Raw genomic sequence first — 25,027 nt, forward strand, 5'->3', positions numbered from 1 at the left:
TTCTGCTCGACCAAAGGTCCGTGGCGGATTTCCACGAGATGGCCGCCCGCCAACCCCCTCCAACGGGGTAGCCCCCCGGGGGCTGGGTGGAACTTCTCCCCCGTGCCCCCCCCCGCCTCCGTCTTTGGGACCAGGAAACTCCCCGCAACCGACCGGAGATCATTCCTGCTGATAGCGTGCTCTTGCACATAGATCGCAACTACTGCACTGCTACTACTGCATGTACGCAGCTTGGAGGCGGGATCGGCATGGCGACCTACACACTTCCGGAACTCCCCTACGACTACGCGGCGCTGGCGCCGGTCATCAGCCCCGAGATCATCGAGCTGCACCACGACAAGCACCACGCGGCGTATGTGAAGGGCGCCAACGACACCCTCGAACAGCTCGCCGAGGCCCGCGACAAGGACCAGTGGGGCAGCATCAACGGCCTGGAGAAGAACCTCGCGTTCCACCTCTCCGGCCACATCCTGCACAGCATCTACTGGCACAACATGACCGGCGACGGCGGCGGTGAGCCGCTGGAGAAGGACGGCGTGGGCGAGCTGGCCGACGCGCTCGCCGAGTCCTTCGGCTCCTTCGCCAAGTTCAAGGCCCAGCTGACCAGGGCCTCGGCCACCACCCAGGGCTCCGGCTGGGGCGTGCTGGCCTACGAGCCGGTGACCGGCCGGCTGATCGTCGAGCAGATCTACGACCACCAGGGCAACGTCGGCCAGGGCTCGGTGCCGATCCTGGTCTTCGACGCCTGGGAGCACGCCTTCTACCTGCAGTACAAGAACCAGAAGGTGGACTTCATCGAGGCCATGTGGCAGGTCGTCAACTGGCAGGACGTCGCCAAGCGCTACACGGCCGCCAAGGAGCGCGCCAACAACCTGCTGCTGGCGCCGTAGCGCGCCCAGGATGCGTCCCGCCTCGTGATCGTCTTCTCACCTTTCGCCGGGCGGGCGGAGTAACGGCGAGGCCCCACGAGGACATGACTCGTGGGGCCTCGCCCATGCGCCCCCGGCGCGCGGGGCGTCTCGTCTCAGTCGAAGACCGGCGGCTGGGTCCGCGTCCGCTTGATCTCGTAGAAGCCGGGTATCGACGCCACCATCAGCGTGCCGTCCCACAGCTTGGCGGCCTGCTCGCCCTTGGGGGCCGGGGTGACGACCGGGCCGAAGAAGGCGATCCTGGCGCCGTCGGAGCCGGGCACCGCGATGACCGGGGTGCCGACCTCCTGGCCGACCAGGTCGATGCCCTCCTTGTGGGAGGCGCGCAGCTGCGCGTCGTAGGTGTCCTTGTCGGCGTACTCGATCAGGTCGGCGGGCAGGCCGGCGTCTTCGAGGGCGGCGGCGATGCTCTCGGGGTTCACCCCGAGGCCCTCGTTGTGGAAGCGGGTGCCGAGCGCGGTGTAGAGCCGGCCGACGGCCTCGTCGCCGTGCAGCTGCTGGGCGGCGACGACCACCCGGACCGGGCCCCATGCCTTGCCGCCCGGGCGCATGTTCTCGCGGTACTCCTCCGGCAGCGTGTCGAGTTTGTCCTCGTTGAGAACGGCCAGGCTCATCACATGCCAGCGCACCTCGACCGGGCGGACCCGCTCCACCTCCAGCATCCAGCGGGAGGTCAGCCAGGCCCAGGGGCACAGGGGGTCGAACCAGAAATCTGCCGGGGTCTTCGCGGTTTCGGACAAGGGTCTCGTCTCCTCAGGCAAGCCGTGCTGCGTCGGTTCTCGGTCGTGCGCTCCGGTGGCAGGTTCAACCGTCGGCGGGCGTGCCATGATTCCCCGTGTTCGATATTCGAGACGAGGACGAGGGAGTCACGTCGTGCCAGGTGAGAATCTGTCCCGGGACGAGGCACGTGAGCGGGGTCGGCTGCTGAGCGTCGACGCCTACGACGTGGCGCTCGACGTCCGCTCAGCGGTCGAGCAGGGGCAGGCCGCGGCCACGTTCCGGTCCCGTACGGCCATCCGCTTCCGCTGCGCCGAGCCGGGCGCGTCGACCTTCGCGGACCTGCTGGCGCCGTCGGTCACCTCCGTCACCCTCAACGGCCGGGAGCTGGACCCCGCGAAGGTCTTCGACGGCACCCGGATCGCGCTGGACGGCCTGGCCGCCGAGAACACCCTCGTCGTCGACGCGCAGTGCGCCTACAGCCGCACCGGCGAGGGGCTGCACCGCTTCGTCGACCCCGAGGACGGCGAGGTCTACCTCTACACCCAGTACGAGCCGGCCGACGCCCGCCGGGTGTTCGCCAACTTCGAACAGCCCGACCTGAAGGCCCCGTTCACCTTCGAGGTGACCGCCCCCGAGGGGTGGGTGGTGCTCAGCAACGGCGCCCAGGAGGGCGACGCCGAGGCCGGCGCGCACCGCTTCGCGCGGACCCAGCCGATCTCCACGTACATCACGGCCGTCGTCGCCGGCCCGTACCACTACGTCACCGACAGCTACCGCCGCACCTTCGAGGACGGCACCGAGCTGGTCGTCCCGCTGGGCGCGCTGTGCCGCAAGGGGCTGGCCAAGCACTTCGACGCCGACGACGTCTTCACCGTCACCAAGCAGGGCCTGGACTTCTTCCACGAGCACTTCGACTTCCCCTACCCCTTCGGGAAGTACGACACCGCGTTCGTGCCGGAGTACAACCTCGGCGCGATGGAGAACCCGGGCTGTGTCACCTTCCGCGAGGAGTTCGTCTTCCGCGGGAAGGTGACCGAGGCGTCCTACGAGCGCCGGGCCAACGTCATCCTGCACGAGATGGCGCACATGTGGTTCGGCGACCTGGTCACCATGCAGTGGTGGGACGACCTGTGGCTCAAGGAGTCCTACGCGGACTTCATGGGCGCCTTCGCGCAGGTGGAGGCGACCCGCTTCACCGGCGGCTGGATCACCTTCGCCAACCGCCGCAAGTCCTGGGCCTACCGCGCCGACCAGCTGCCCTCCACCCACCCGGTCACCGCCGACATCCGCGACCTGGAGGACGCCAAGCTCAACTTCGACGGCATCACCTACGCCAAGGGCGCGGCGGTGCTCAAGCAGCTGGTGGCGTACGTGGGCCAGGACGCGTTCCTGGAGGGCGCCCGGCGCTACTTCAAGCGCCACGCGTACGGCAACACCCGGCTGACGGATCTGCTGGCGGTGCTGGAGGAGACGTCGGGCCGGGACATGGCGGCCTGGTCGCGGTCCTGGCTGGAGACCGCGGGCGTCAACTCGCTGACACCTCAGGTCACTTATGACGCACATGACCGGATCACCGAGCTGAGCATCCTGCAGGAGGCGGCGCCGGAGCAGCCGGAGCTGCGGCCGCACCGGGTCGCGGTGGGCCTCTACCGCCGCCAGGACGCGGACTCGGCGCTGGTGCGCTACGCCCGCGCCGAGGTGGACGTCGACGGGCCGCGCACGGCCGTGCCGGAGCTGGCCGGCTCCGAGCGGCCCGAGCTGATCCTGGTCAACGACGAGGACCTGACGTACTGCAAGGTCCGGTTCGACGAGGGGTCGCTGGCCACGCTGCGGGCCCGGCTCGGCGATCTGACCGACCCGATGGCGCGGGCGCTGTGCTGGGCGGCGCTGTGGGGCCTGACCCGCGACGGGCTGATGCCGGCCCGCGACTACCTCGACCTGGTGCGGCGGTTCGCCGGCCAGGAGACCGACATCGGCGTGCTGCAGTCGCTGCACGGGCAGGCCCAGACGGCGCTGGAGCACTACTGCGCGCCGGACCGCCGCGAGGCGGCCGCCCGCGAGCTGGCCGAGGGCGCGCTGCACGAGCTGCGGCTGGCCGACCCGGGCAGCGACCACCAGCTGACCTGGGCCCGGCACTTCGCCGCGGTCGCCACCACCCCCGCCGACCTCCAGCTGCTGGGGGGCCTGCTGGACGGCACGGCGAAGATCGACGGCCTGGAGGTGGACCAGGAGCTGCGCTGGTCGTTCCTGGAGCCGCTGGCCGCGCACGGCGTCGCGGACGAGGACGTGATCGCCGCGGAGCTGGCCCGGGACGACACCGCCTCCGGCAAGCGCCATCAGGTGCGCTGCCTGGCGGCCCGCCCCTCCGCCGGGGTCAAGGCGCAGGCGTGGGCGGAGGTGGTGGAGTCCGACGCGCTGTCCAACGCCCTGGTGGAGGCGACCATCGCCGGCTTCGCGCAGCCCGGGCAGCGGGAGCTGCTGACGCCGTACGCCCCGCACTACTTCGCGGCGATCGAGCGGGTGTGGCGGGAGCGGTCCATCGAGATCGCGATGGACGTGGTGCGCGGGCTGTTCCCGGCGTGGCTGGTGGAGCCCGCCACCCTGGACGCCGCGGACGGCTGGCTGGAGGCGCACGCCCAGGCGGCGCCCGCGCTGCGCCGGCTGGTGCTGGAGGAGCGGGACGACCTCGCCCGTGCGCTGCGCGCACAGGCTTGTGACGAGGCGGCCGGGAACAGGCCGTAACCCCGGCTGTCACCAGCCCTTTTCGGCAGTCGAACGCCCGTACTTTAGCCCAGGATTGTCCGGTTCGAGGTACGGGCGTGTAACAGCGGTTAGGGGGCGGAGCGGGCGCGGGAATCTGGCGGTCATGAACCACGACACCCCGCTCTCCCCCCTCCCCCTCCAGCACCTCTCCGGGCTCCGCAGCCGGGTGCTGACCACCCGTCAGCTGCGTGAGCACGGCGTCCCGGCCGCGGAACTGACCGAGCGCTGCCGCCCCGGCGGCTGCTGGCAGCAGGTCCTGCCGGGCGTCTACCTGCTCCACCCGGGGCCGCCCACCAGCGAGGAGCGGCTGCAGGCGGTGCTGCTGTACGCCGCCCACCGGGGGCCGTCCGTGCCCCGCCAGCCCTCCGCGTCCGGCGACGCCCCCGAAGCGATGATCACCGGTCTGGCGGCGCTCGCCCTGCACGGCTTCTCCGAGACTCCCCCGCTGCTGGTGCTGGACCGCATCGAGGTGCTGGTGGCCCGCACCCGGCGGCTGCGCTCGACCGGTTTCGCGCAGGTCGTACGGGCCGGTGACCTGCCGGTACCGCAGCAGGTCACCGGCGTGCCGACGGCGCCGGTGCCCCGCGCGCTGGCCGACGCGGTCACCGGGCTCAACGACGCCGCGGCGGTGCGCCGGCTGCTGACCGAGGCGGTGCGCGGCGGCCACAGCGAGGCGAGCGCGGTGGTACGGGAGCTGAGCCGGGCGCGGCTGCTGACCCGGCCGCATGTGGTGGACGCGGTCGACGCCCTGCTCGCCGAGGGCCGGGCGCTGGCCGAGCAGCGGCTGTACGCCATGGTGCGCGAGCACGGCCTGCCCGAGCCGCTGTGGAACGTCGACCTGCGGCTGCCGGGCGGACCGCACCTGGGCGGCGTGGACGCCTACTGGCCGGAGCACGGGGTGGCCCTGGAGATCGACACCCGTGCCCCACGCCCCGAGGAGGACCCGCTGCACTCGGCCTTCGACCACAAGCGCGAGCATCTGGAGCGGCTGGGCATCACCGTCGTCCGCTGCCTGCCGCGCACCCTGCGCGAGGCCCCCGCGGAGCACGCCGCGGTGGTCCGCACCGCCCTGATGGCGGCGCCGGAACGGGAGCCGAGCGCGTATGTCGTGGCGCTGCCGCGCTAGCGCCCATGGGGCAGGCCCCAGCGCACGCCCCGGGCTCCCGGCTCCGTCCGTGCCCGTCAGCGCCGCTTGAGCAGCAGCTCGACGTTGCGGTCCCGGGCCGTGCCCACCAGGTCCGTACGGGCCGCGGGCGCGTTGAAGGACAGCTCGCGGTAGAGGGCCGCCAGCCCGGTCTGCGAGAGGTCGGCGAAGTCCGTGCGGTGCGGGGCGGCCGACTCCACCAGCGTGGTGATCAGCGACAGCGTCCCGTCGTGGTTGTCCACCAGCTCGATGACCCGGGCCAGCTGCGGGAAGTCGATGTGCGAGGCGGTGGAGACCTCCCAGAAGGTGCCGTGCGCGGTGATGTCGTTCTTGTGGCTGTGGCCGTTGATCCAGCCGACGACCGAGGGATGGGCGGCCAGCAGCTCGACCAGCTCCGCGCCGCCGTACCGCTTCTCGTGCGGGCGGGCCGGGTCGGGGCGGGTGTTGTTCATGGTCTTGCTGGTGTGGTGGCTGAAGACCAGCACATGGGCCTTCTCGCCCCGCTCGTTCTGCTTCAGCGTCCGCTCCAGCCAGCGCAGTTGGGCCTCGCCGACCGAGCCGGTGTAGTGGCCGCCGGGGTCGGTGGTGTCCAGGCTGATGCCGAGGACGTCGTCGGAGACCCGGAAGGTGTAGTAGAGGCGGTTGTGCTCCAGGTCCGCGGCGGAGTAGCCGTGGCCGTGCGGGCCGGGGCCGGTGTGCGCCGGGTCGAGGTGGGCGCGCAGGTACTCGGCGCGGGTGAAGGGGGCCCGGCGCGGGTCGGGGGTGACGTTCCGGGCCTGCCGGGCATGGCTCTTCAGCAGCCGCTTGAAGTCCTCGCCCTTGGGGTCGAGGCCGTTCTTGACCGCCTTCCACACCTTGGCGGCCTCCGCGGACGGCAGCGTCTCCAGCTTGCGGCCCCCGGTGGCGACCTCGGTCCAGAAGGGGTCACCGGGCGCGTAGCACCCGCCGGGCAGCGAGTCGTGGTTGCCGACCGTGGAGTACCAGGGCAGCCGCAGCCCGGGGCTGTGGACCGTGCGGATGGCCGCATCCAGGAACCCGTGCAGCCGCGGGAAGCCCAGCTGCTTGTCGGCGTCGCGCAGTGCGCTGTCCGGCTGCCAGTACAGCTTCAGCCCGCTGTCCTGGACGCCTTCGTAGCGGCGCGGGTCACCGGAGTTGGGGGTGATCCGGCCGCCGCTCATCGCGGTCAGGAACCACTGGAGCTCCAGCTTGGAGTTGTTGTCGGTGTTGTCGCCGGTGGTCATCACGAAGGACAGCGGGGCGCCGGTGGCGGGCCCGCCGGGCAGCGCGTTGACCCGCTCGATCAGCGAGACGACACCGGCGACGGACAGCGCCTCCTGCGGCCGCCAGGCGCTCGCGGTCTCGGAGCGCAGGTACTCGTAGCGCAGCGGGCTCTGCACGTCGACCAGGTGCAGATCGGTGAACTGCACGAACGACGCCAGCGCGGTGCGCCGCCCCTCGCGCCCGCCGTGGGCGGCGGCCAGCTCGGCGCGCACGACCCGGTCCCAGCCGGGGCCGTCGGCGAGCCGGCGGTAGCCTCCGCTGCCGCGCGGGGCGGCGGCCGTGCCGAGGGTGGTGCCCCTGGCGTACGGCACGCGGGGGACGGCGGGGGCGTCGACGGCGATGGGCGCGGCCGGGGCCGGGCCGGGGGTGACGGTAGCGGCCTGCGCCGCCCGGTCGGGGCCGACGCCGAAGGCGAGGCCCAGCCCGGTGGCGGCGCCGACGGCGCCGGTGGCGGCGAGGAACGTACGGCGGTCGAGAGTGGCGGCGGACCGTATACGGGACATACGCGAGGCTCCCCGAGTGCGAACGCAAAGGCGGCCGGGACCAGTGGTGGCGGGAGTGCGACCGCTCGTCGTCCTCCAGCCGCACAACTGCCCTGTCACCAGGGATCGTTGGCATCCGGAGTGACCTGCGCGTGAACGCCACCGCAACGCGGGGAACCCATCACCGCACAGGGATCTGCCGGCCACCGGCCGGTCACGGAGCCCTGCCCGGGGGTGCGGCCGGCGGTCACCGCGCGTTCACCCCGCGGGGTATCAGGAGTGCCACGCGCCGCTGTGACGGGAACACACCGTCACGAGTGCGGCACGCTGTGTGCCCAATTGGCGCCCCGGCCCTCCACAGACTGGAATGGATTGGACAAGGCGACGGGTGTCACACACATGATGGAGGCACTACTGAGCAGGTGTTCTGGAGCAGTCACCAAAGCCAGGCCAGAAAGAAGGAGTCCCATGAGGGTCGGAATCGTCGGAGCCACCGGACAGGTCGGCGGCGTGATGCGGGGCATTCTCGCCGAGCGGAACTTCCCGGTCGAGCAGCTGCGGCTGTTCGCTTCGGCCCGGTCCGCCGGACGCACCCTGCCGTGGCAGGACACCGAGATCACGATCGAGGACGCGGCCACCGCCGACTACTCCGGGCTCGACATCGTCCTGTTCTCGGCCGGCGGCGCGACGTCCAAGGCGCTGGCGGAGAAGGTCGCCGCCGCGGGCCCCGTCGTGATCGACAACTCCTCCGCCTGGCGCCGCGACCCCGAGGTCCCGCTGGTCGTCTCCGAGGTCAACCCGCAGGCGATCACGGACCGCCCCAAGGGCATCATCGCCAACCCGAACTGCACGACCATGGCCGCGATGCCGGTGCTGCGCCCGCTGCACGACGAGGCCGGTCTGGTCTCGCTCGTCGTCTCCACCTACCAGGCGGTCTCCGGCAGCGGTCTGGCCGGAGTGGACGAGCTGGACGGCCAGGTCCGCAAGGTGGTCGAGCAGGACGCCACCAAGCTGACCCACGACGGTTCGGCCGTGGAGTTCCCCGAGCCGGACAAGTACGTCCGCCCGATCGCCTTCAACGTCCTGCCGATGGCCGGCTCGATCGTCGACGACGGTCTGAACGAGACCGACGAGGAGCAGAAGCTCCGCCACGAGAGCCGCAAGATCCTGGACATCCCGGAGCTGAAGGTGTCCGGCACCTGCGTCCGCGTCCCGGTCTTCAGCGGCCACTCGCTGCAGGTCAACGCCCGCTTCGCGCGTCCGATCAGCCCGGCGCGCGCCCAGGAGCTGCTGGCCGGCGCCCCCGGCGTCGCCCTCAGTGACGTGCCCACCCCGCTCCAGGCCGCCGGCCAGGACGCGTCCTTCGTGGGCCGGATCCGCCGGGACGAGACCGTCGACAACGGCCTGGCGCTGTTCCTGTCCAACGACAACCTCCGCAAGGGCGCGGCGCTGAACGCCGTCCAGATCGCGGAGCTGGTCGCCGCGGAGCTGCGCGGCTGACCGCCCCCGAGCACCGGCGCGTGCCCGTACGGACCCCCGTTCCGTACGGGCACGCGCGCGTTCGGGGTGCGAGGCGGTCAGCCGGCCGGCCGGACCTCGAACAGGAAGCAGCCGTACTCCACGGCGCGTACGTGCACCAGCGCCACCTCCGGGTCGGCGAAGGCCGCGTCGAAGGCCGCGTCGAGGCCGGCCTCGGCGTCCTGGGGGATCTCCAGGAGCCGCCCGCCGACGATCTGCCCCCGGGCGTTGTAGCGGCGCAGGGTCCGCAGCGCTCCGGGCCGCGCGAGGGGGTAGCCGGCGGCGCCCCCGTCCGGCTCACCGCACTCGTCGGCGTGGATGAACACCGGCCCCTGCTCGTCGTACGCGCCGGGAGCGGCCCCGGTCCGGGCCGCCCAGTGGCGCAGCGGCGCATAGGACACCAGCGCGACCCGCTCGCCGGCCCGGGCCGCCCGCAGGCAGCAGCGCAGCAGACTGCCCACGCAGTCCACCGGGACGCCGTCCTCGCGGGCGAGGAACGGCTCGACGGGCCGCCCGGCGTCGTCGGTGACGCGGAGCTCCTTCAGGGCGGCGGCGGGGATGGGGAGCGGAGTGTAGGTCGTCATGCGTCCAGCCTCGGCCGCGCGGGCGGCGATTACCGGCGGGAATCGGACGCCGCGTTTCCCGGTGGCCGCTGTCAGCATTGCCCACGATCAGGTGACGACCGTGCCGTGGAAGGATGGCCGAAGAGTCCGATGCGACAACCGATGCGAAGGAGATGACCGGGTGCCTGGCACGAATCTGACCCGCGACGAGGCGCAGGCGCGGGCGCGGCTGCTGACCGTGGACGCGTACGAGATCGATCTCGACCTCTCCGGTGCGCAGGAGGGCGGCACCTACCGGTCCGCGACGACGGTGCGGTTCGATGTCGCGGAGGCGGGCGCCGACTCCTTCATCGACCTGGTGGCGCCGGCCGTGCGCGAGGTGGTGCTCAACGGTGCCGCGCTCGATCCGGACGAGGTGTTCGAAAACTCGCGGATCGCGCTGCGCGGGCTGCCGGCCGGCCGCAACGAGCTGACGGTCGTCGCGGACTGCGCGTACACCAACACCGGCGAGGGTCTGCACCGGTTCGTGGACCCGGTGGACCAGCAGGCCTACCTCTACACCCAGTTCGAGGTGCCGGACGCGCGGCGGGTGTTCGCCTCGTTCGAGCAGCCCGACCTGAAGGCGACGTTCCAGTTCACCGTGAAGGCCCCGGAGGGCTGGACGGTGATCTCCAACTCCCCGACGCCGGAGCCGAGCGGAACCGTCTGGCGCTTCGAGCCGACGCCGCGGATCTCGACGTATGTCACGGCGCTGATCGTCGGCCCGTACCACAGCGTGCACAGCTCCTACGAGAAGGACGGGCAGTCGGTGCCGCTGGGCATCTACTGCCGCCCGTCGCTGGCCGAGCACCTGGACGCGGACGCGATCTTCGAGGTCACCCGGCAGGGCTTCGACTGGTTCCAGGAGAAGTTCGACTACGCCTACCCGTTCGCGAAGTACGACCAGCTCTTCGTGCCGGAGTTCAACGCCGGTGCGATGGAGAACGCGGGCGCGGTCACCATCCGCGACCAGTACGTCTTCCGCTCGAAGGTGACGGACGCGGCGTACGAGGTGCGGGCGGAGACGATCCTGCACGAGCTGGCGCACATGTGGTTCGGCGACCTGGTCACCATGGAGTGGTGGAACGACCTGTGGCTGAACGAGTCGTTCGCCACGTACACCTCCATCGCCTGCCAGGCGTACGCGCCCGGCAGCAAGTGGCCGCACTCGTGGACGACGTTCGCCAACTCCATGAAGACCTGGGCCTACCGCCAGGACCAGCTGCCCTCCACGCACCCGATCATGGCCGAGATCCGCGATCTGGACGATGTGCTGGTCAACTTCGACGGCATCACCTACGCCAAGGGTGCCAGCGTCCTCAAGCAGCTGGTCGCCTACGTCGGCATGGAGGAGTTCTTCAAGGGCGTGCAGGGCTACTTCAAGGCGCACGCCTACGGCAACACCCGGCTGAGCGATCTGCTGGGCGCGCTGGAGGAGACCAGCGGGCGGGATCTGAAGACCTGGTCCAAGAATTGGCTGGAGACGGCCGGGATCAACATCCTCCGGCCGGAGATCGAGGTCGACGCGGACGGCGTGATCACCTCGTTCGCGGTCCGGCAGGAGGCTCCGGCGCTGCCCGCCGGCGCGAAGGGCGAGCCGGTGCTGCGGCCGCACCGGATCGCGATCGGCTCCTACGAGCTGCGGGACGGCAAGCTGGTGCGCACCGGGCGGATCGAGCTGGACGTGGACGGTGCGCGGACCGCCGTACCGGAGCTGGTCGGCACCCGGCGGCCGGCCGTCGTCCTGCTCAACGACGACGACCTGTCGTACGCGAAGGTCCGGCTGGACGAGGAGTCGCTGAAGGTCGTCACCGAGCACCTCGGGGACTTCACCGAGTCGCTGCCGCGTGCGCTGTCGTGGGCGTCGGCCTGGGACATGACGCGGGACGCCGAACTGGCCACCCGTGACTACCTGTCGCTGGTGCTGTCCGGTGTCGGCAAGGAGTCGGACATCGGTGTCGTGCAGTCGCTGCACCGCCAGGTGAAGCTGGCCCTGGACCTGTACGCGGCGCCGAAGTGGCGCGAGCAGGGGCTGGCGACCTGGACCGACGCGACCCTTGCGCACCTGCGGGCGGCCGAGCCGGGCAGCGATCACCAGCTGGCCTGGGCCCGGGCGCTGGCCGCCGCGGCCCGTACCGACGAGCAACTCGATCTGCTGCAGGGGCTGCTGGACGGCACGGCGGAGATCCCCGGGCTGGCGGTGGACACCGAGCTGCGCTGGTCGCTGCTGCAGCGGCTGGCGGCCACCGGCCGGGCGGACGAGCAGGCCATCGCCGCGGAGCTGGAGCGGGACCGGACCTCGGCGGGCGAGCGGCATGCGGCGACGGCGCGCGCGGCCCGTCCGACCGAGGAGGCCAAGGCCGGAGCCTGGGCCTCGGTCGTGGAGTCCGACAAGCTCCCCAACGCCGTGCAGGAGGCCGTCATCGGCGGCTTCGTGCAGACCGACCAGCGGGAGCTGCTGGCGCCGTACACCGCGAAGTACTTCGACGCGGTGAAGTCCGTCTGGGACTCCCGCAGCCACGAGATGGCCCAGCAGATCGCGGTGGGCCTCTACCCGGCGCTGCAGGTCTCCCAGGAGACCCTGGACGCCACCGACGCCTGGCTGGCCTCGGCCGAACCGAGCGCGGCACTGCGCCGCCTGGTCACCGAGTCGCGCGCGGGCATCGAGCGGGCGCTGAAGGCGCAGGCGGCGGACGCGGCGGCGTAACGGCCGGCCACCGCCGCGGTGTGGTGCCGCCCGGCGGACGGGCGCCAGATGCGTTGCCGTCCGCCGGGCGATGGGGGCTCCCCCGGCTCCTTCAAGGGCGCGGGGGAAGCCTGCTCCGGGCCCCGCCCCCTCCTTCTACGGGGCCCGGTGGCACACAGGGGGCGGTTCAGCCGTTGAGCTCGTCGAAGCGGCGGACCAGATCGGCGCGGCCGGCTTCGGTGAGGTCGCCGTGCAGGCGCATACGGGCGAGGCCGCCGTCGGGGAAGACGTCCAGCCGTACGTGGGTGGCGGTGACCCGGCGGGGCAGCACGAAGCGGTGCGGGGTGTCGGGCTGCAGCTTCGTGCGCGGCAGGATCTCGAACCACGAGGCGTCGTCGGCCGGGTCGCCCGCGGCCGCGTCGCAGCCGTAAAGGGCGGCCCAGCCCGCGGAGTTGCCCTTGAGGTAGGCGGTGTCGATCTCGACGGCGCGGATCTCGCCCTGGGCCGCGAGGCGGAAGCGCACCCAGTCGTTGGTGCCCTTGACCCGGCGGCGGCGGTTCTCCCAGCCGTCGTCCATCTTGCGGGACAGATCGGGCTGGATGATCTGGGTGGGCGAGGAGTAGAAGCGGTCGGAGGCGTCCTCGACGGTGCCGCCGTGCATGACGGAGGCCAGGTCGAGGGTGCCCAGCACATCGAGCCACTCCGGGTCCGGCACGACCTCGCCGTGGACCCGGAGGCGGGCTATGCCGCCGTCGGGGTGCTGCTTGAGGCGCAGATGCGTGAAGCGGCGCTCGACGGTGACCTCGAAGCCGTTGGCGGCGTGGCCGCGGACGGGCGTGCGCGGGACCAGCTCCTCCCACTTCACGTCGTCGGCGAGCAGCTCCTGCGGGCCGGGGCTGCCGGGCAGCGACGTCGCCTCGACCGTGACCTGCTGGGGGTAGTTGCCCCGGAAGTGGGCGGTGTCGACAACGACGCCGCGGATCACGCCGGGGGCGGCCAGGCGGATCAGGGCCCAGTCGTGCTCGTCGTCGGTCGGGAAGGGGTGCTCGCCGTCGGCGCCGCGGCGACGCCGGGTCTCCCAGCCGTCCATGATCTTGCCCTTGTGGCCGAAGTGCTCGGGGTCGAAGACCGCCGGAGTCGGCTTCAGCAGATTCTCGCGCTCGGCGAAGAACTCGTCGTTCGCGGCGATCACACCGGCGCCGAAGCGGCGGTCGGCGAGATCGACGAGCGAGGTGAAGGGGAAGTCCCCGCCGCGGTAGTCGGCGTAGGGGTCTCCGCCGCCGTACGGGTCGGCGTCGTTGGCGTGCGGGTCGGTGGTGTCGGCCGGGGTGCTGGTCATCGTTGCCCTTCGATGTGCCGGGTGGTGCGGACCGGTCCACCGTCGCAGCGCACCACCCCACAGGTCCATCGAAAGTTTTTGAGGAATATGTTCAGCAGAGCTGAATGATGAAAGGGAGCGCTCCGCGCGTTCAGCCGCCGGTGTGGAAGCCCTCGCGGGGCGCCTGGGCGATGGCGGCCTGGCGCAGCGCGGCCAGGACGCGGGCCAGCCCCGGCGCCCCTTCGGAGCCCCGCCGGACGGCTGCGACCACATGGCGCCGCGGCTGGTCACCGGACAGCACCCGCAGCGCGACCCGGGCGCGGCCGTCCCTGCCGCCCGGCTCCCCGCTCCCGCGCCCGAAGGCGCCGATACCGCCCGCCATCGCCATCCGGGGCACCAGCGCCACCCCCATGCCCGCCGCGACCATCGCCCAGATCGCGCTCCAGTCGGCGGCGGCGTGCGCCTGCTCGGGCACGAACCCGGCGTTCTCGCAGGCGGCGGTGGTGATCTGCGACCAGGGCCCGCTGCTGCCGAAGATCCAGGGTTCGCCCGCCAGGTCGGCCAGCCGCAGTCCGGGCTCGGAGGCCAGCGGATGCCCGGCCGGCAGCGCCACGTCCAGCGGGTCGGCGAGCAGCGCCACCCGGCTGAACTTGGGGTCGCGCGGGGTGGGGGCGTGCGCGGCCAGCGACAGCGCCAGGTCGACGCTGCCCTCCGCCAGCAGCTCGTAGGCGGCCTCCGCCTCGGCCTCCCGTACGGCGACCGACAGGCCCGGGTGCGTGCGGCGCAGCTCCTGGACGGCGGGGACCACCAGCGCGGGGATGGCCGTGGAGAACGCGCCGAGGCGCACCTGGCCGGCCTCGCCCTGGAGGTAGCCCAGCAGCTCCGCGTCCGCGCGCTCCAGCTGTGCGAAGACCGCCTCGGCGTGCCGCAGCACCAGCTGGGCCGCGTCGGTCAGCCGCACCCGCCGGCCCTGGGCCTCCAGCAGCGTCACTCCCAGCGACTTGGCCAGCCCGGTCAGCTGCTGCGAGACCGCCGAGGGCGTCATGTGCAGCGCCTCGGCGGTCGCGGTGACCGTGCCCAGCTCTTGGAGGGTGCGCAGGATACGCAGCTTCTTGATGTCCCAGTCGGCCATGCGGGCAGCGTACGCATCCGGCGTGCCGCTCACCGCCCGGTGCCCGCCGCCCCCAGGGCGACACCGGCCACGATCAGCGCCATGCACAGCATCTGCACGGGCCCGACGGCCTCGCCCAGGACGGCCGACGAGAGCAGCGCCACGCACACGGGCTGGAGGTAGTAGACGACCCCGGCGCGGGCGGCGCCGACCAGGGCGATCGCCTTGTTCCAGGTGAAGTAGGCGACGGCGGAGGACAGCAGGCCGATGTAGAGCAGCGGCCCGACCGTCTCCGCGCCGGGGGTGAAGCCGCCCTCGACGGCGAGGCTCACACCGTAGGCGGGCGCCAGCATGGCCGCGCCCAGCGCGAAGGTCGTGAAGAGGAAGGCGAGCCCGCCGATCTCCGCGGGGCGGCGGCGCAGCAGGGCGCTGTAGCCGGCGAAGGTGGCGGTCGCGGCGAGCATCCACAGGTCGCCGGCGGCGAGGTCGAGCCGCCACAGGGCGGTCGGCGAGCCCTTGCCGACCAGGGTGACGACGCCGAGCAGCGCGATCAGCATGCCGGCCGCCCGTCGCGCCCCGAGCCGCTCGCGGGCCCCGCCGCGCCGCCCGCCGACGAGGTCGAAGAGGGCGATCATCATCGGCGAGGCGGCCGCGATCATGGCCATGTTGGTGGCCGAGGTGGAGCGCCCGGCTTGGTAGACGAGGGTGTTGAAGCAGGTGACGCCCAACAGGGCGGCCAGCGCGAGGAATCCGAGGTGCCGGCGGACGGCCGGCCACTGGCGGCGGACCTGTGCGAGGGCGAGCGGGGCGACCGCGAGCAGCGCGATGATCCAGCGCCAGAAGGCGGTCTGGACGGGCGGGACGGCGTCGTGCAGGGCCCGGGCGATGACGAAGTTGCCGGACCAGACCACGGTGGCCGCCAGGGCGAGGGCCAGGCCCACGGCCGCTCTCGGCGTCGGCCCCGCACCGGTCCCCTCCCCCGCCCGCACGGGGGCGCCTTCGCCCGGCGCGGACGGTGTGCGGTGGATGCGGACGCGCTGCAGGACTGCCACGGCTTCCTCTCTTCGGGGGTGGTGAGACTCCACCGTGGCAGCCCCGAACCCATCAGGTCCATCGAATAATTTCGATTGAACCTTGTAGGCAAACTGAAAGGTGAGCGCCCGGCGGCCGCCTTACCTGCGGGCTTCCCGGCGGGCGAGGATGGCAGCCTGCCGCTCGTCGAACTTCCGCGCCTGGTCGTCCAGGCCGCCCATGAACAGCCCCAGCTCCTCCTGCGCCGCCAGGCCGGCCGCGCCCAGGCCGCCGATCTCCAGCACCTTCAGAAAGCGCAGCACCGGCTGGAGCACGTCGTCGTGGTGGATCCGCAGGTTGTAGATCCCGCCGAGGGCCATCCGGGCCGCGGCCCGCTCGAAGCCGGGCATGCCGTGGCCGGGCATCCGGAAGCCGGTGACCACATCGCGTACGGCGCACATGGTCTGGTCGGGGGCCAGCTCGAACGCCGCGCCCAGGAGGTTGCGGTAGAAGAGCATATGGAGGTTCTCGTCCGCGGCGATCCGGGCGAGCATCCGGTCGCAGACCGGGTCGCCGGAGTGGTGGCCGGTGTTGCGGTGCGAGATGCGGGTGGCCAGCTCCTGGAAGGCGACGTACGCCACCGAGTGCAGCATGCTGTGCGAGTTGTCGGACTCGAAGCCCTCCGACATGTGGGCCATGCGGAACCGCTCCAGCTCGTCGGGGTCGACGGCCCGGCTCGTGAGCAGGTAGTCGCGCATCACGATGCCGTGCCGGCCCTCTTCCGCGGTCCAGCGGTGCACCCAGGTGCCCCAGGCGCCGTCGCGCCCGAAGAGCGTGGCGATCTCGTGGTGGTAGCTGGGGAGGTTGTCCTCGGTGAGGAGGTTGACCACCAGGGCGATCCGGCCGATGTCGGTGACCTTGGACTGCTCAGGGGCCCATGCCTCGCCGCCCTCCAGGACGCCGGGGAAGTTCCGGCCGTCGCTCCAGGGGACGTACTGGTGGGGCATCCACTCCTTGGCGACCTTCTCGTGCCGGTTGAGTTCCTTCTCGACGACCTCTTCGAGTGCGTAGAGCAGCTGGGCGTCGCTCCAGGCGGCCTGGCCGCGCTCTCCGTTATGGCGGGCGGGGGCGATGGTCACAGGGGAACTCCAGGGGGACGATGACCTACGGGGCCGTAGGTTGGACCTACGGCTGCGTAGGTTACGTCATCGTAGGTTAGGGCCGGTTAAACGCGGACCCCTCGCAAACCGGCCGAAAGTCGCTCGATAGCCGCCTCGCAACCCCTTTTTCACCTGCGGAAATATCCAGGTACGACAAAGGGCGCCCCTCGGTTCTTGTCACCGATGGGCGCCCTTGAGGCGTCGCTGGTGCCCGCACCGGCCGCACCGGCGGCCGTGGGGCGAACAGGTCCTAGGACTGGGCCTGCTTGCGGGACTTGTCACTCGCGATGACGAGTCCGGCGATGATCAGGAAGATCACGATGGGGGCTACGACATAGAGGCCGAGCGTCTCGATCACGCTCAGACCCGGACCCGGGTCGTCACCGTCGTCGCGGGCGAGCGCAAACGCGGGGGACGACATCAGCAGCATCAGCGCGGTGCCGGCGGTGATGGTTCCGGCGCGCAGGACATTCTTCTTGACCTTGTTGCTCACGAAGTCAACGTATCGGACGCCCCGCCGCCCCGCCCGCCCGGGGTGGCGCAAGGGCCGCCCCTCAGCCGCCCGCGCCCCGGGCGAGGTGCAGCGTCACCGGTGCGAGCCGGGTCCGCCCGCGGGCTTCGGAGACGACGACCCGTACGGCGTCCGCGGTCACCGGCCGCGGCAGGGCGAGGATCCGCCGGTGCCCGATGGTGGTGCCGCCCGCGAGCGTCGTCCACGTCCCGCCGGTCCGCGCCTGTACGGCGAAGCGCTCGACCCGCTGGCCGTGACGGATGTCCTCCGCGAGCCCGATCCGGTCGAAGGTCCAGGGCCCCGGGCCGGCCGCCCGCAGGTCCCTGCCGTAGGTCTCGCGCACGGCCGTCCCGAAGGCGGTGAGCGCGGCGACGTCCTCGGCGGCGATCCGGCCGTCCCTGGCGGGCGGGACGTTCAGCAGCAGCGAGGCGTTGCGGCCCACGCTCCTCTCGTACAGGTCCATCAACTGCGCCGGTGTCTTGGGCCGTTCGCCGGGGTGGTGGAACCAGCCCGGCCGCAGCGAGACATCGGCCTCGGCCGGATACCACTGGAGGTACCGGGTGGTGGGCGCCAGCAGCCGGGCGCGGGAGCCGATGTCGGGGTCGGTGGAGTCGTGGGGCAGCCCGCCGGCCATGACGGTCCACGGGTCGGCCGCGGAAGGGGTGACGCTCCACTCCGTCTCACGGGCGACGCCGTCCTCGTTGCCGACCCAGCGGGCGCCCTGCGGCCCGGCGAAGACCACGGTGTCCGGGGAGAGCCGGTGGAGCAGCCGGAACCACTGCGCGACCTGGTACTTCTGGGTGATGCCGGAGTCCGTCCAGGGGTTCGCGCCGTCCAGCCACAGCTCGTCGAGGGGCCCGTACTGGGTGAACAGCTCGTAGACCTGGTTGAGGTAGTAGGCGTCGTAGTCGTCCGCCCGGACGCGGAAGACCGGCAGCCGGCCGCTGCGGACGGCCGCGGCCCGGTCGTCACCGGGGACGAGAGTGGGGATGGTGCGCTCGGTGACCGCGCTGCCGTTGCCGAACCGCCCCAGGCCGCGCGGCGCGTGCGCACCGTCCTCCAGCGCGACCCGCTCGGGCAGGCTGAGCGGCTCGCCCTCCTGCTGCTTCCTGCGGATCTCCTCGACCCACCGGGCGTGCCAGGCGTGCGGGAGTTCCGCGCCGTCGGACGGCGAGAGGTAGATCCCGACCTTCAGCCCGGCCTTGCGGGCGGCCTTGACGTAGGCGCCGACGACATCGGGGCGGCCGGGGCTCGCGGCGACGGAGTGCGGGGTGTAGCGGCTCGGGTAGAGCACGAAACCGTCGTGGTGCTTGGCGGTCAGCATCACCTGCTCGGCACCGGCCGCCTTGTAGGCGCGCATCCACTGCTCGGCGTCCATCCCCAAGGGGCGCGAGGAGCCGGAGCGGGCGGGCCCGGTGAGGTCGAAGAGCTGCTCGTCCTCGGCGCCGGAGCCCCATTCACGGCCCGTGAAGGTGTTCATCCCGAAGTGGGTGAAGGCAGTGACCTCCCGGTGCTGCCAGGCGAGTTGCCCCTTGGTGGGCACGATGTGGGCGGCCTTGTCGATGATCCGCCCGGGGGTGTCGCAGGGCTCGACGGCCATCTGGGAGGCCGGGCGCACGGGCCGCTCGCAGGGGTCGGCGACCGGGGGGCCGGCGGCCGGCGACCGGGCCAGGGAGCTGTGGACGGGGACGAGCGCGGCGGCCGCGGCCAGCGCGAGCGCGCACAGCGTCCGCCGGGTGCTGCGAAGAGCCATGGTTCCCTCCACCTCGCCGAACCATGACGAGCACACGAGCGCAGCCCGAATGGTCGGATGTCTGGATGGTTTCCAGGGCATGGTGCCGGACGGCGGGAAAGACCGGAAGGGTGTGCGCGGCACCTGGTTTCAGTGCAGCCCGTACGACATCTCCCGCATCAGCGCATGGAGTCGGGGCGATGCCGCCAGCTCTTCGAGGGTCTGCGGTCGCCCCTCGGGGCCGGCGATCGGGAGGCGCCAGTTCGGGTATTCATCCCATGTCCCCGGGAGGTTCTGCGGGCGTCGGTCGCCCACCGCGTCGGGCAGCCAGACCCCGACCATCCGCGCCGGGGTCCGCAGCAGAAAGCGGTGCACGGCCTTGACCGCCGCCTCCTCCTCGCCCGCCCCCTCCGGCAGCAGCCCGCGCCGCACCAACTCCCCCAGCCATTCGGTGAGTTCGTAGGCGGCCCGGGAACGCTCCCGCTCCGGCGGCCCGGCCAGCAGCCCGAGCCGTTCCCGCAGCGCGACGTCCTCGCCGGTCAGGCGGGCGGCGGTGGACGGCAGATCGTGGGTGGTGACGGTGGCCAGGCAGGCGCTGCGCCACTCGTCGGGGGCGAGGATGCGGGCCTCGGCGGCGGGCCGCGGGTCGGCCGCCGCGTCGGCGTCCCCGGCCGCGGCCGACTCCCCGTCCCCGTCCCCGGCCCCGTTCCCGTTCCCGTTCCCGTAATCCCGCTCGAACCACAGCACCGACGTGCCCAGGACGCCCCGTTCGGCGAGTTCCCCGCGCACTCCCGGCTCTACGGTGCCCAGGTCCTCGCCGATCACCGCGGCGCCGGCCCGATGGGCCTCCAGGGCCAGCGCCGAGAGCATCGCCTCGCCGTCGTAGCGGACGTACGCGCCCTCGGTCGGCGGCCGGCCCTCGGGCACCCACCACAGCCGGAACAGCCCCATCACATGGTCGATCCGCAGCGCGCCGGCGTGCCGCAGCAGTCCGCGCAGCAGCTCGCGGTACGGGGCGTAGCCGGCGGCGGCCAGGGCGTCGGGGCGCCACGGCGGCAGGCCCCAGTCCTGGCCGCGGGCGTTGAAGGCGTCGGGCGGCGCCCCGATGGACATGCCCGCGGCGAAGGCGCCCCGCTGCGCCCAGGTGTCGGCGCCGGAGGGGTGGACGCCGACGGCGAGGTCGTGCACCAGTCCGACCGCCATCCCGGCGTCCCGCGCGGCCCGTTGCGCGGCGGCCAGCTGCTGGTCGGTGAGCCAGGCGAGTCGGCAGTGGAAGTCGATCCGCGCCAGCAGCCGCGGCCGCAGCCGGGCCGTGCCCGAGGACCGCGGATCGCGCAGTTCGGCGGGCCATGCGCGCCAGTCGGAGCCATGGCGCTCGGCGATCGCGCACCAGGTGGCGTGGTCCTCCAGCGCCTGCCCCTGTTCGGCGAGGAAGTCGCAGTACGCGGCCCGCCGGCCCGGTGTCAGCGGGACGGCCGCCAGTAGCTCCAGGGCCTCGCGCTTGAGCGCCCAGACCGCGTCCCGGTCGATCAGCGCGCCGCGGTCGAGCACCTCGGCGCGCAGCGCACCGGCGCGGGCGGCCAGCTCGTCGGCCCGTAAGCGGGCGGCGCCGGTCAGCTGGGCGTACTCCGGGATCTGTTCGATGCGCAGATGGACCGGGTCGGGGAAGCGGCGGGAGGAGGGGCGGTAGGGCGAGGGGTCGGTGGGCGGGCCGGGGACGGCCGCGTGCAGCGGGTTGAGCTGGACGAAGCCGGTGCCCAGCGCGCGTCCGGACCAGGCGGCGAGGTCGGCCAGGTCGCCGAGGTCGCCCATGCCCCAGGACTGCCGGGACAGCAGGGAGTACAGCTGCACCAGGAAGCCGTGGCTGCGGCCGGGCGGTGCGGGCACCCGGTCGGGCGCGACGATCAGATGGGCGCGGGCGCGGCGCCCGTCGGGGGCGTGGGCGCGGAGCGTGTGGACGCCCAGGGGCAGCCGGGCCAGCTCCCGCGGGCCGGGCCCGGCAAGGCCGCCGGGGGGCTCCCCGTCCTCGGGCTCCACCCTCAGGACGGTGCCTTCGGGGAGACCTGCGAGGTCGGGCGGCCGGCCCGGGCGGGCGACGACGGTGGGCGGCAGCAGGGCGCGCCCCGGTCCGTCCTCGTACGCGGCCAGGGCGGTGCGTACGGCGTGCGGGGTGGAGGCGTCGACCCCCAGTGCGGCGAGCACGGCGACGACGGTGTCGTCGGCGATCTCGATGGTCCTGCCCGGTGCGGGTGCGTACGACGTGGCGACGCCGTGCAACCGGGCGAGCCGAGCACGCCCCATGGGCTCTCAGACCTCCATGGACTCCGTGCCCAGGCCGGCGGCCGTCGGCTCGCTGGTCAGCGGCAGCTCGGCGGCGATCGGGACCTCGCTGGTCAGCGGGGCGGCGTCGGCGAGCGGGGGCTCGCTGGTCAGGGGCGGCTCGACGAAGCTGAAGGATCCGGAGCCGTCCAGGCCGGAGTCGGGGTTGGACACCCCGTCGAAGAGATCGGACTCCACCGTCGCACCTCCCGGTTTGGAGGACAGGGCGTCGAGGAGCAGTTGAGCGGACGCGGCCACGAAGGCCTCCCGTTCATCGATAGTGGGACACCTGGGCCCTACCCACTCGGCACGATCACAGACGCATCTGCTCATGAAACGTGACCCACGTCACATTATCCCCCACGCAGGCGATTTCACTGCCGGGGACACCCGCGGGCATACAGAACACGCCACAACCGGCCTCCGCGACGGAAGTCCTGCGGACCTGCCTCCTTGCGCGCACCCGCCCGGAACGCCGGCCGTACGCCCGCATCCGCACAGCCGTCCGGACCCCGGCATCGCCCGGTTGACACCCTCACCGCCACAATGGTGGGCTCACGGCCGAAGGTCTGTCCGAACGGACATCGGCGGGAAAACGGGGCGCCGGTGGAAGCCGGCGAGTGATGGACGGGGACGAGGAGCAGCCGTGCGAGGCCGGGGCGTGTGGAGCGTCGGAAGAATCGGTAGGAGCGGCCGGGGAAGCGGCGCGGGCGCCCGCGCGCGGGCGGCGGGGACCACCGCCCTGGCCGCCGCGGTGATCGGCGGGCTGCTGGGCGGGGTGCCCAGCGCCCAGGCCGCGCCCGCGGACCCTGCCATCGGCACCCCCGACCAGCCGGACCGGCCGGCCGGCGCCGGGCGGCTGCCCGCCGTCTGGCCGCGCCCCCAGTCGCTGCAGGAGCTCGGCACCGCCGTGCCCCTGGGCGGCCAGGCGACGCTGGTGGCCGCGCCGGACACCGACCCCGCCACCCTGGACGTGCTGCGCGGTCTGCTGCGGGACGCCGGCGTGCGCACCGTCCGGCAGCAGGCGCCCGGCGAGCGGCCGCCCGCCACCGGGCCGGTGGTCCTGGTCGGCGGCGAGCCGGCCGAGGAGGCGCTGCGGGCGCTGCGCGCACCGGCCCGTGGCGATCTGCCCTCCGGCGGCTACCGGCTGGCCGTGGGCCAGGTCGGCGGCCGGGACACGGTCGCGCTGGCCGGCGTCGGCCCGGACGGCCTCTTCCACGCCGCGCAGACGCTGCGGCAGCTGGTCACCGACGGCGCGGACCACGATGGGGGCGGTCGGCAGCTGGCGTCGGTGGTCGTACGGGACTGGCCCGGCACGGCGGTGCGCGGCACCACCGAGGGGTTCTACGGCCAGCCCTGGAGCCGGGCGCAGCGGCTCGCCCAGCTGGACTTCCTGGGCCGCACCAAGCAGAACCACTACCTGTACGCGCCCGGCGACGACCCCTACCGCCAGGCCCGCTGGCGCGAGGCGTACCCGGCCGCGCAGCGCGCGGACTTCCGGGCGCTGGCCGAGCGGGCCCGCGCCAACCACGTCACGCTGGGCTGGGCGCTCGCCCCCGGCCAGGCGCTGTGCTTCTCGTCCGAGGAGGACCTGCGGGCGCTGCGGCGCAAGGTGGACGCGATGTGGGCCCTGGGGGTGCGCTCCTTCCAGCTGCAGTTCCAGGACGTCAGCTACGACGAATGGCACTGCGGCGCCGACGAGGACGCCTTCGGCACCGGCCCCGAGGCGGCCGCCAAGGCGCAGGCCCATGTCGCCAACGCGCTCGCCGGCCATCTGCGCGAGCGGCACCCGGACGCCGCGCCGCTGTCGCTGATGCCGACCGAGTACTACCAGGACGGCTCCACGGCGTATCGCAGCGCGCTCGCCGAGGCGCTCGGCGAGCGGGTCGAGGTGGCCTGGACCGGTGTCGGGGTGGTCCCGCGGACCATCACCGGCGGTGAACTGTCCACCGCCCGCCAGGCGTTCGGCCACCCGCTGGTCACCATGGACAACTACCCGGTCAACGACTACGCGCAGGACCGGATCTTCCTCGGCCCCTACCGCGGCCGCGAACCGGCCGTCGCCACCGGCTCCTCGGCGGTGCTCGCCAACGCCATGGCGCAGCCGCTGGCCTCCCGTATCCCGCTCTTCACCAGCGCCGACTACGCCTGGAACCCGCGCGAATACCGCCCGGCGGAGTCCTGGGCGGCGGCCGTCGACGATCTGGCGGGCGGCGCCCCCCGGGCCCGCGCCGCCCTGCGCGCGCTCGCCGGCAACGCCTCCTCCTCACTGCTGAACCGCGAGGAGTCCGGGTATCTGCGCCCCCTGATCGACCGCTTCTGGGAGACCCGCGAAGCGGCGGTCAACGGCGGCCGACCCGGCAAGGACCCCGACTACGCCAGGGCGGCCGGGGCGCTGCGCGCCGCCTTCCACACCATGAGCACCGCTCCCGGGAACCTCGACTCGGACCTGGCCGCCGAAATCCGGCCCTGGGCCGAGCAGTTGGCGCGCTACGGCAGCGCCGGCGAGCAGGCCGTGGACGCGCTGACGGCGCAGGCCAAGGGCGACGGCGACGCCGCCTGGTCGGCGCAGCGCGCGGTGCAGCGGCTGCGCAAGGAGGCCGAGCGGAGCCCGGCGACGGTCGGCAAGGGCGTCCTGGCGCCGTTCCTTCAGCGGGCGATGACCGAGGCCGACGCCTGGACCGGCGCCCGCGGCGACGCCCCCCGCCCCGCCGAGGGCGCCGACCCCACCTCCCTGACCGTCCCCTTCGAACGGGCCCGCCGGCTGGCCGCGGTCACCGCGCTGACCGACCCGGGGCCGTCCGCGGGCGGCGTCCGGCTGGAGGCGCATGTCCCCGGGGAGGGCTGGCGCCGCCTCGACCGGCTCTCGGCGACCGGCTGGACGGAGTCCCGCACGCCCCGGCTGCGCGCCGACGCGGTCCGGCTGACCTGGGCGAACGGCGAGGAAGCGCCGTCCGTGCACGCGCTGACCCCCTGGTTCGACGACACCCCGCCGGCCGGGCTGGAACTGTCCCGCAAGGAGGCGGACGCCCAGACCGGCGGACGGGCGACGGTCGACGCCCGGCTCTTCTCCCGCCGCCCGGGCGATGTCCGCGAGAAGCTGACGGTCAAGGCGCCCAAGGGCTTCACCGTGCACGCGCCCAAGGAGGTCACTGCGCCGCGCGGCGGCACCGCCACGGTCCGCATCGGCATCGACGTGCCCGCATCCGCCGCCTCCGGGACGTATGAGATCCCGGTGTCCTTCGGCGGCGAGGAGCAGACGCTGTCGCTGCGCGCCTATCCGCGCACCGGCGGCGAGGACTTGGCGCGCGGCGCCGCCACCACCTCATCGGGGGACGAGACCGCCGACTTCCCCGCCTCGGCCGCCACCGACGGGAACCCCAAGACCCGCTGGTCCTCGACCGCCGACGACGGCGCCTGGCTCCAGTTCGCGCTGGCGCACCCGACCCGCCTGGGCCGGCTCGTGCTGAACTGGCAGGACGCCTACGCGGCCCGCTACCGCATCCAGGTCTCCCCGGACGGTCGCAGCTGGCGCACGGCCGCCACGGTGCGGGACGGCAAGGGCGGCCGCGAGTCGGTCAGGATGGACGCGAAGGATGCCCGCTTCGTCCGGATACAGGGCGACAAGCGGGCCACCCGGTTCGGATACTCGCTGTGGTCGGTGGAGGCTTACGCGGTCGAAGACCGCGGATGACTGCCGAAGACCGCGGATGACTGCCGAAGACCGCGGATAGCGCTTG

At 73.0% G+C, this 25,027-nt stretch carries 17 protein-coding genes; 6 read left to right on the plus strand and 11 right to left on the minus strand.

Annotated elements, in window-relative coordinates; translation table 11 throughout:
- Positions 1-248: 248 nt before the first annotated feature.
- A complete protein-coding gene (locus ACZ4NB_RS29780; protein WP_467666147.1) occupies positions 249-890 on the plus strand; it encodes a superoxide dismutase in 642 nt (213 codons plus the stop codon).
- A gap of 134 nt (positions 891-1,024) precedes the next feature.
- Here the strand turns inward: ACZ4NB_RS29780 and ACZ4NB_RS29785 are convergent, their stop codons facing one another.
- Positions 1,025-1,669: a mycothiol-dependent nitroreductase Rv2466c family protein gene (locus ACZ4NB_RS29785; protein ID WP_467666148.1), complete on the minus strand. Its 645-nt coding sequence runs from the start codon at positions 1,667-1,669 to the stop codon at positions 1,025-1,027.
- Between the two features lie 133 nt (positions 1,670-1,802).
- On the opposite strand from ACZ4NB_RS29785, the gene pepN (ACZ4NB_RS29790) reads away from it, so the two are divergent.
- Together pepN (ACZ4NB_RS29790) and ACZ4NB_RS29795 are read left to right on the plus strand one after the other, a co-directional pair.
- Positions 1,803-4,391: an aminopeptidase N gene (gene pepN / locus ACZ4NB_RS29790; protein WP_467666149.1), complete on the plus strand. Its 2,589-nt coding sequence runs from the start codon at positions 1,803-1,805 to the stop codon at positions 4,389-4,391.
- A gap of 124 nt (positions 4,392-4,515) precedes the next feature.
- On the plus strand, positions 4,516-5,538 hold the full coding sequence (locus ACZ4NB_RS29795) for a hypothetical protein (RefSeq protein ID WP_467666150.1): 1,023 nt from the start codon (positions 4,516-4,518) through the stop codon (positions 5,536-5,538).
- A gap of 56 nt (positions 5,539-5,594) precedes the next feature.
- Here the strand turns inward: ACZ4NB_RS29795 and ACZ4NB_RS29800 are convergent, their stop codons facing one another.
- Entirely contained in the window at positions 5,595-7,340 is a 1,746-nt protein-coding gene (locus tag ACZ4NB_RS29800; RefSeq protein WP_467666151.1) for a TIGR03767 family metallophosphoesterase, read from the minus strand.
- A 447-nt stretch (positions 7,341-7,787) separates the two neighbouring features.
- Here ACZ4NB_RS29800 and ACZ4NB_RS29805 point away from each other — a divergent pair, with 447 nt between their 5' ends.
- On the plus strand, positions 7,788-8,819 hold the full coding sequence (locus ACZ4NB_RS29805; RefSeq protein WP_467666152.1) for an aspartate-semialdehyde dehydrogenase: 1,032 nt from the start codon (positions 7,788-7,790) through the stop codon (positions 8,817-8,819).
- 77 nt (positions 8,820-8,896) lie between these two features.
- Here the strand turns inward: ACZ4NB_RS29805 and ACZ4NB_RS29810 are convergent, their stop codons facing one another.
- Entirely contained in the window at positions 8,897-9,421 is a 525-nt protein-coding gene (locus ACZ4NB_RS29810) for a DUF1203 domain-containing protein (protein WP_467666153.1), read from the minus strand.
- A gap of 160 nt (positions 9,422-9,581) precedes the next feature.
- Here ACZ4NB_RS29810 and pepN (ACZ4NB_RS29815) point away from each other — a divergent pair, with 160 nt between their 5' ends.
- The gene (pepN, locus tag ACZ4NB_RS29815; RefSeq protein ID WP_467666154.1) at positions 9,582-12,146 is read left to right on the plus strand and encodes an aminopeptidase N; all 2,565 of its coding nucleotides are present in this window, start codon (positions 9,582-9,584) and stop codon (positions 12,144-12,146) included.
- Between the two features lie 166 nt (positions 12,147-12,312).
- On the opposite strand, the gene alc is transcribed toward pepN (ACZ4NB_RS29815), so the two are convergent.
- From alc to ACZ4NB_RS29855, 8 genes are all read right to left on the minus strand, one after another.
- Positions 12,313-13,464, minus strand: a complete 1,152-nt coding sequence (gene alc, locus ACZ4NB_RS29820; RefSeq protein WP_467666155.1) for an allantoicase — start codon at positions 13,462-13,464, stop codon at positions 12,313-12,315.
- 130 nt (positions 13,465-13,594) lie between these two features.
- Positions 13,595-14,575 carry a LysR family transcriptional regulator gene (locus ACZ4NB_RS29825; protein WP_467666156.1) on the minus strand — a complete coding sequence of 327 codons (981 nt, stop codon included), beginning with the start codon at positions 14,573-14,575 and terminating at the stop codon, positions 13,595-13,597.
- 29 nt (positions 14,576-14,604) lie between these two features.
- Positions 14,605-15,606, minus strand: a complete 1,002-nt coding sequence (locus ACZ4NB_RS29830) for a DMT family transporter (RefSeq protein ID WP_467666157.1) — start codon at positions 15,604-15,606, stop codon at positions 14,605-14,607.
- A 120-nt stretch (positions 15,607-15,726) separates the two neighbouring features.
- Positions 15,727-16,704 carry an acyl-ACP desaturase gene (locus ACZ4NB_RS29835; protein WP_467666158.1) on the minus strand — a complete coding sequence of 326 codons (978 nt, stop codon included), beginning with the start codon at positions 16,702-16,704 and terminating at the stop codon, positions 15,727-15,729.
- Positions 16,705-16,975: 271 nt separating this feature from the next.
- A complete protein-coding gene (locus ACZ4NB_RS29840) occupies positions 16,976-17,218 on the minus strand; it encodes a hypothetical protein (protein ID WP_467666159.1) in 243 nt (80 codons plus the stop codon).
- 61 nt (positions 17,219-17,279) lie between these two features.
- A complete protein-coding gene (locus ACZ4NB_RS29845; RefSeq protein ID WP_467666160.1) occupies positions 17,280-18,989 on the minus strand; it encodes an alpha-L-fucosidase in 1,710 nt (569 codons plus the stop codon).
- 129 nt (positions 18,990-19,118) lie between these two features.
- On the minus strand, positions 19,119-21,269 hold the full coding sequence (malQ, locus tag ACZ4NB_RS29850) for a 4-alpha-glucanotransferase (RefSeq protein WP_467666161.1): 2,151 nt from the start codon (positions 21,267-21,269) through the stop codon (positions 19,119-19,121).
- Between the two features lie 6 nt (positions 21,270-21,275).
- Complete coding sequence (locus ACZ4NB_RS29855; protein ID WP_467666162.1) at positions 21,276-21,545, minus strand: hypothetical protein; 270 nt, start codon at positions 21,543-21,545, stop codon at positions 21,276-21,278.
- 484 nt (positions 21,546-22,029) lie between these two features.
- On the opposite strand from ACZ4NB_RS29855, the gene ACZ4NB_RS29860 reads away from it, so the two are divergent.
- The gene (locus tag ACZ4NB_RS29860) at positions 22,030-24,981 is read left to right on the plus strand and encodes a beta-N-acetylglucosaminidase domain-containing protein (RefSeq protein WP_467666226.1); all 2,952 of its coding nucleotides are present in this window, start codon (positions 22,030-22,032) and stop codon (positions 24,979-24,981) included.
- The last annotated feature ends 46 nt before the right edge of the window (positions 24,982-25,027 follow it).

Source organism: Streptomyces sp. NPDC026575 (genome assembly GCF_055567415.1).

Coding starts and splice junctions, on each gene's coding strand:
- ACZ4NB_RS29780 (WP_467666147.1), top strand. CDS start 249: ATGGCGACCTACACACTTCCGGAACTCCCCTACGACTACGCGGCGCTG.
- ACZ4NB_RS29795 (WP_467666150.1), top strand. CDS start 4,516: ATGAACCACGACACCCCGCTCTCCCCCCTCCCCCTCCAGCACCTCTCC.
- ACZ4NB_RS29800 (WP_467666151.1), bottom strand. CDS start 7,340: ATGTCCCGTATACGGTCCGCCGCCACTCTCGACCGCCGTACGTTCCTC.
- ACZ4NB_RS29805 (WP_467666152.1), top strand. CDS start 7,788: ATGAGGGTCGGAATCGTCGGAGCCACCGGACAGGTCGGCGGCGTGATG.
- ACZ4NB_RS29810 (WP_467666153.1), bottom strand. CDS start 9,421: ATGACGACCTACACTCCGCTCCCCATCCCCGCCGCCGCCCTGAAGGAG.
- alc (WP_467666155.1), bottom strand. CDS start 13,464: ATGACCAGCACCCCGGCCGACACCACCGACCCGCACGCCAACGACGCC.
- ACZ4NB_RS29825 (WP_467666156.1), bottom strand. CDS start 14,575: ATGGCCGACTGGGACATCAAGAAGCTGCGTATCCTGCGCACCCTCCAA.
- ACZ4NB_RS29845 (WP_467666160.1), bottom strand. CDS start 18,989: ATGGCTCTTCGCAGCACCCGGCGGACGCTGTGCGCGCTCGCGCTGGCC.
- malQ (WP_467666161.1), bottom strand. CDS start 21,269: ATGGGGCGTGCTCGGCTCGCCCGGTTGCACGGCGTCGCCACGTCGTAC.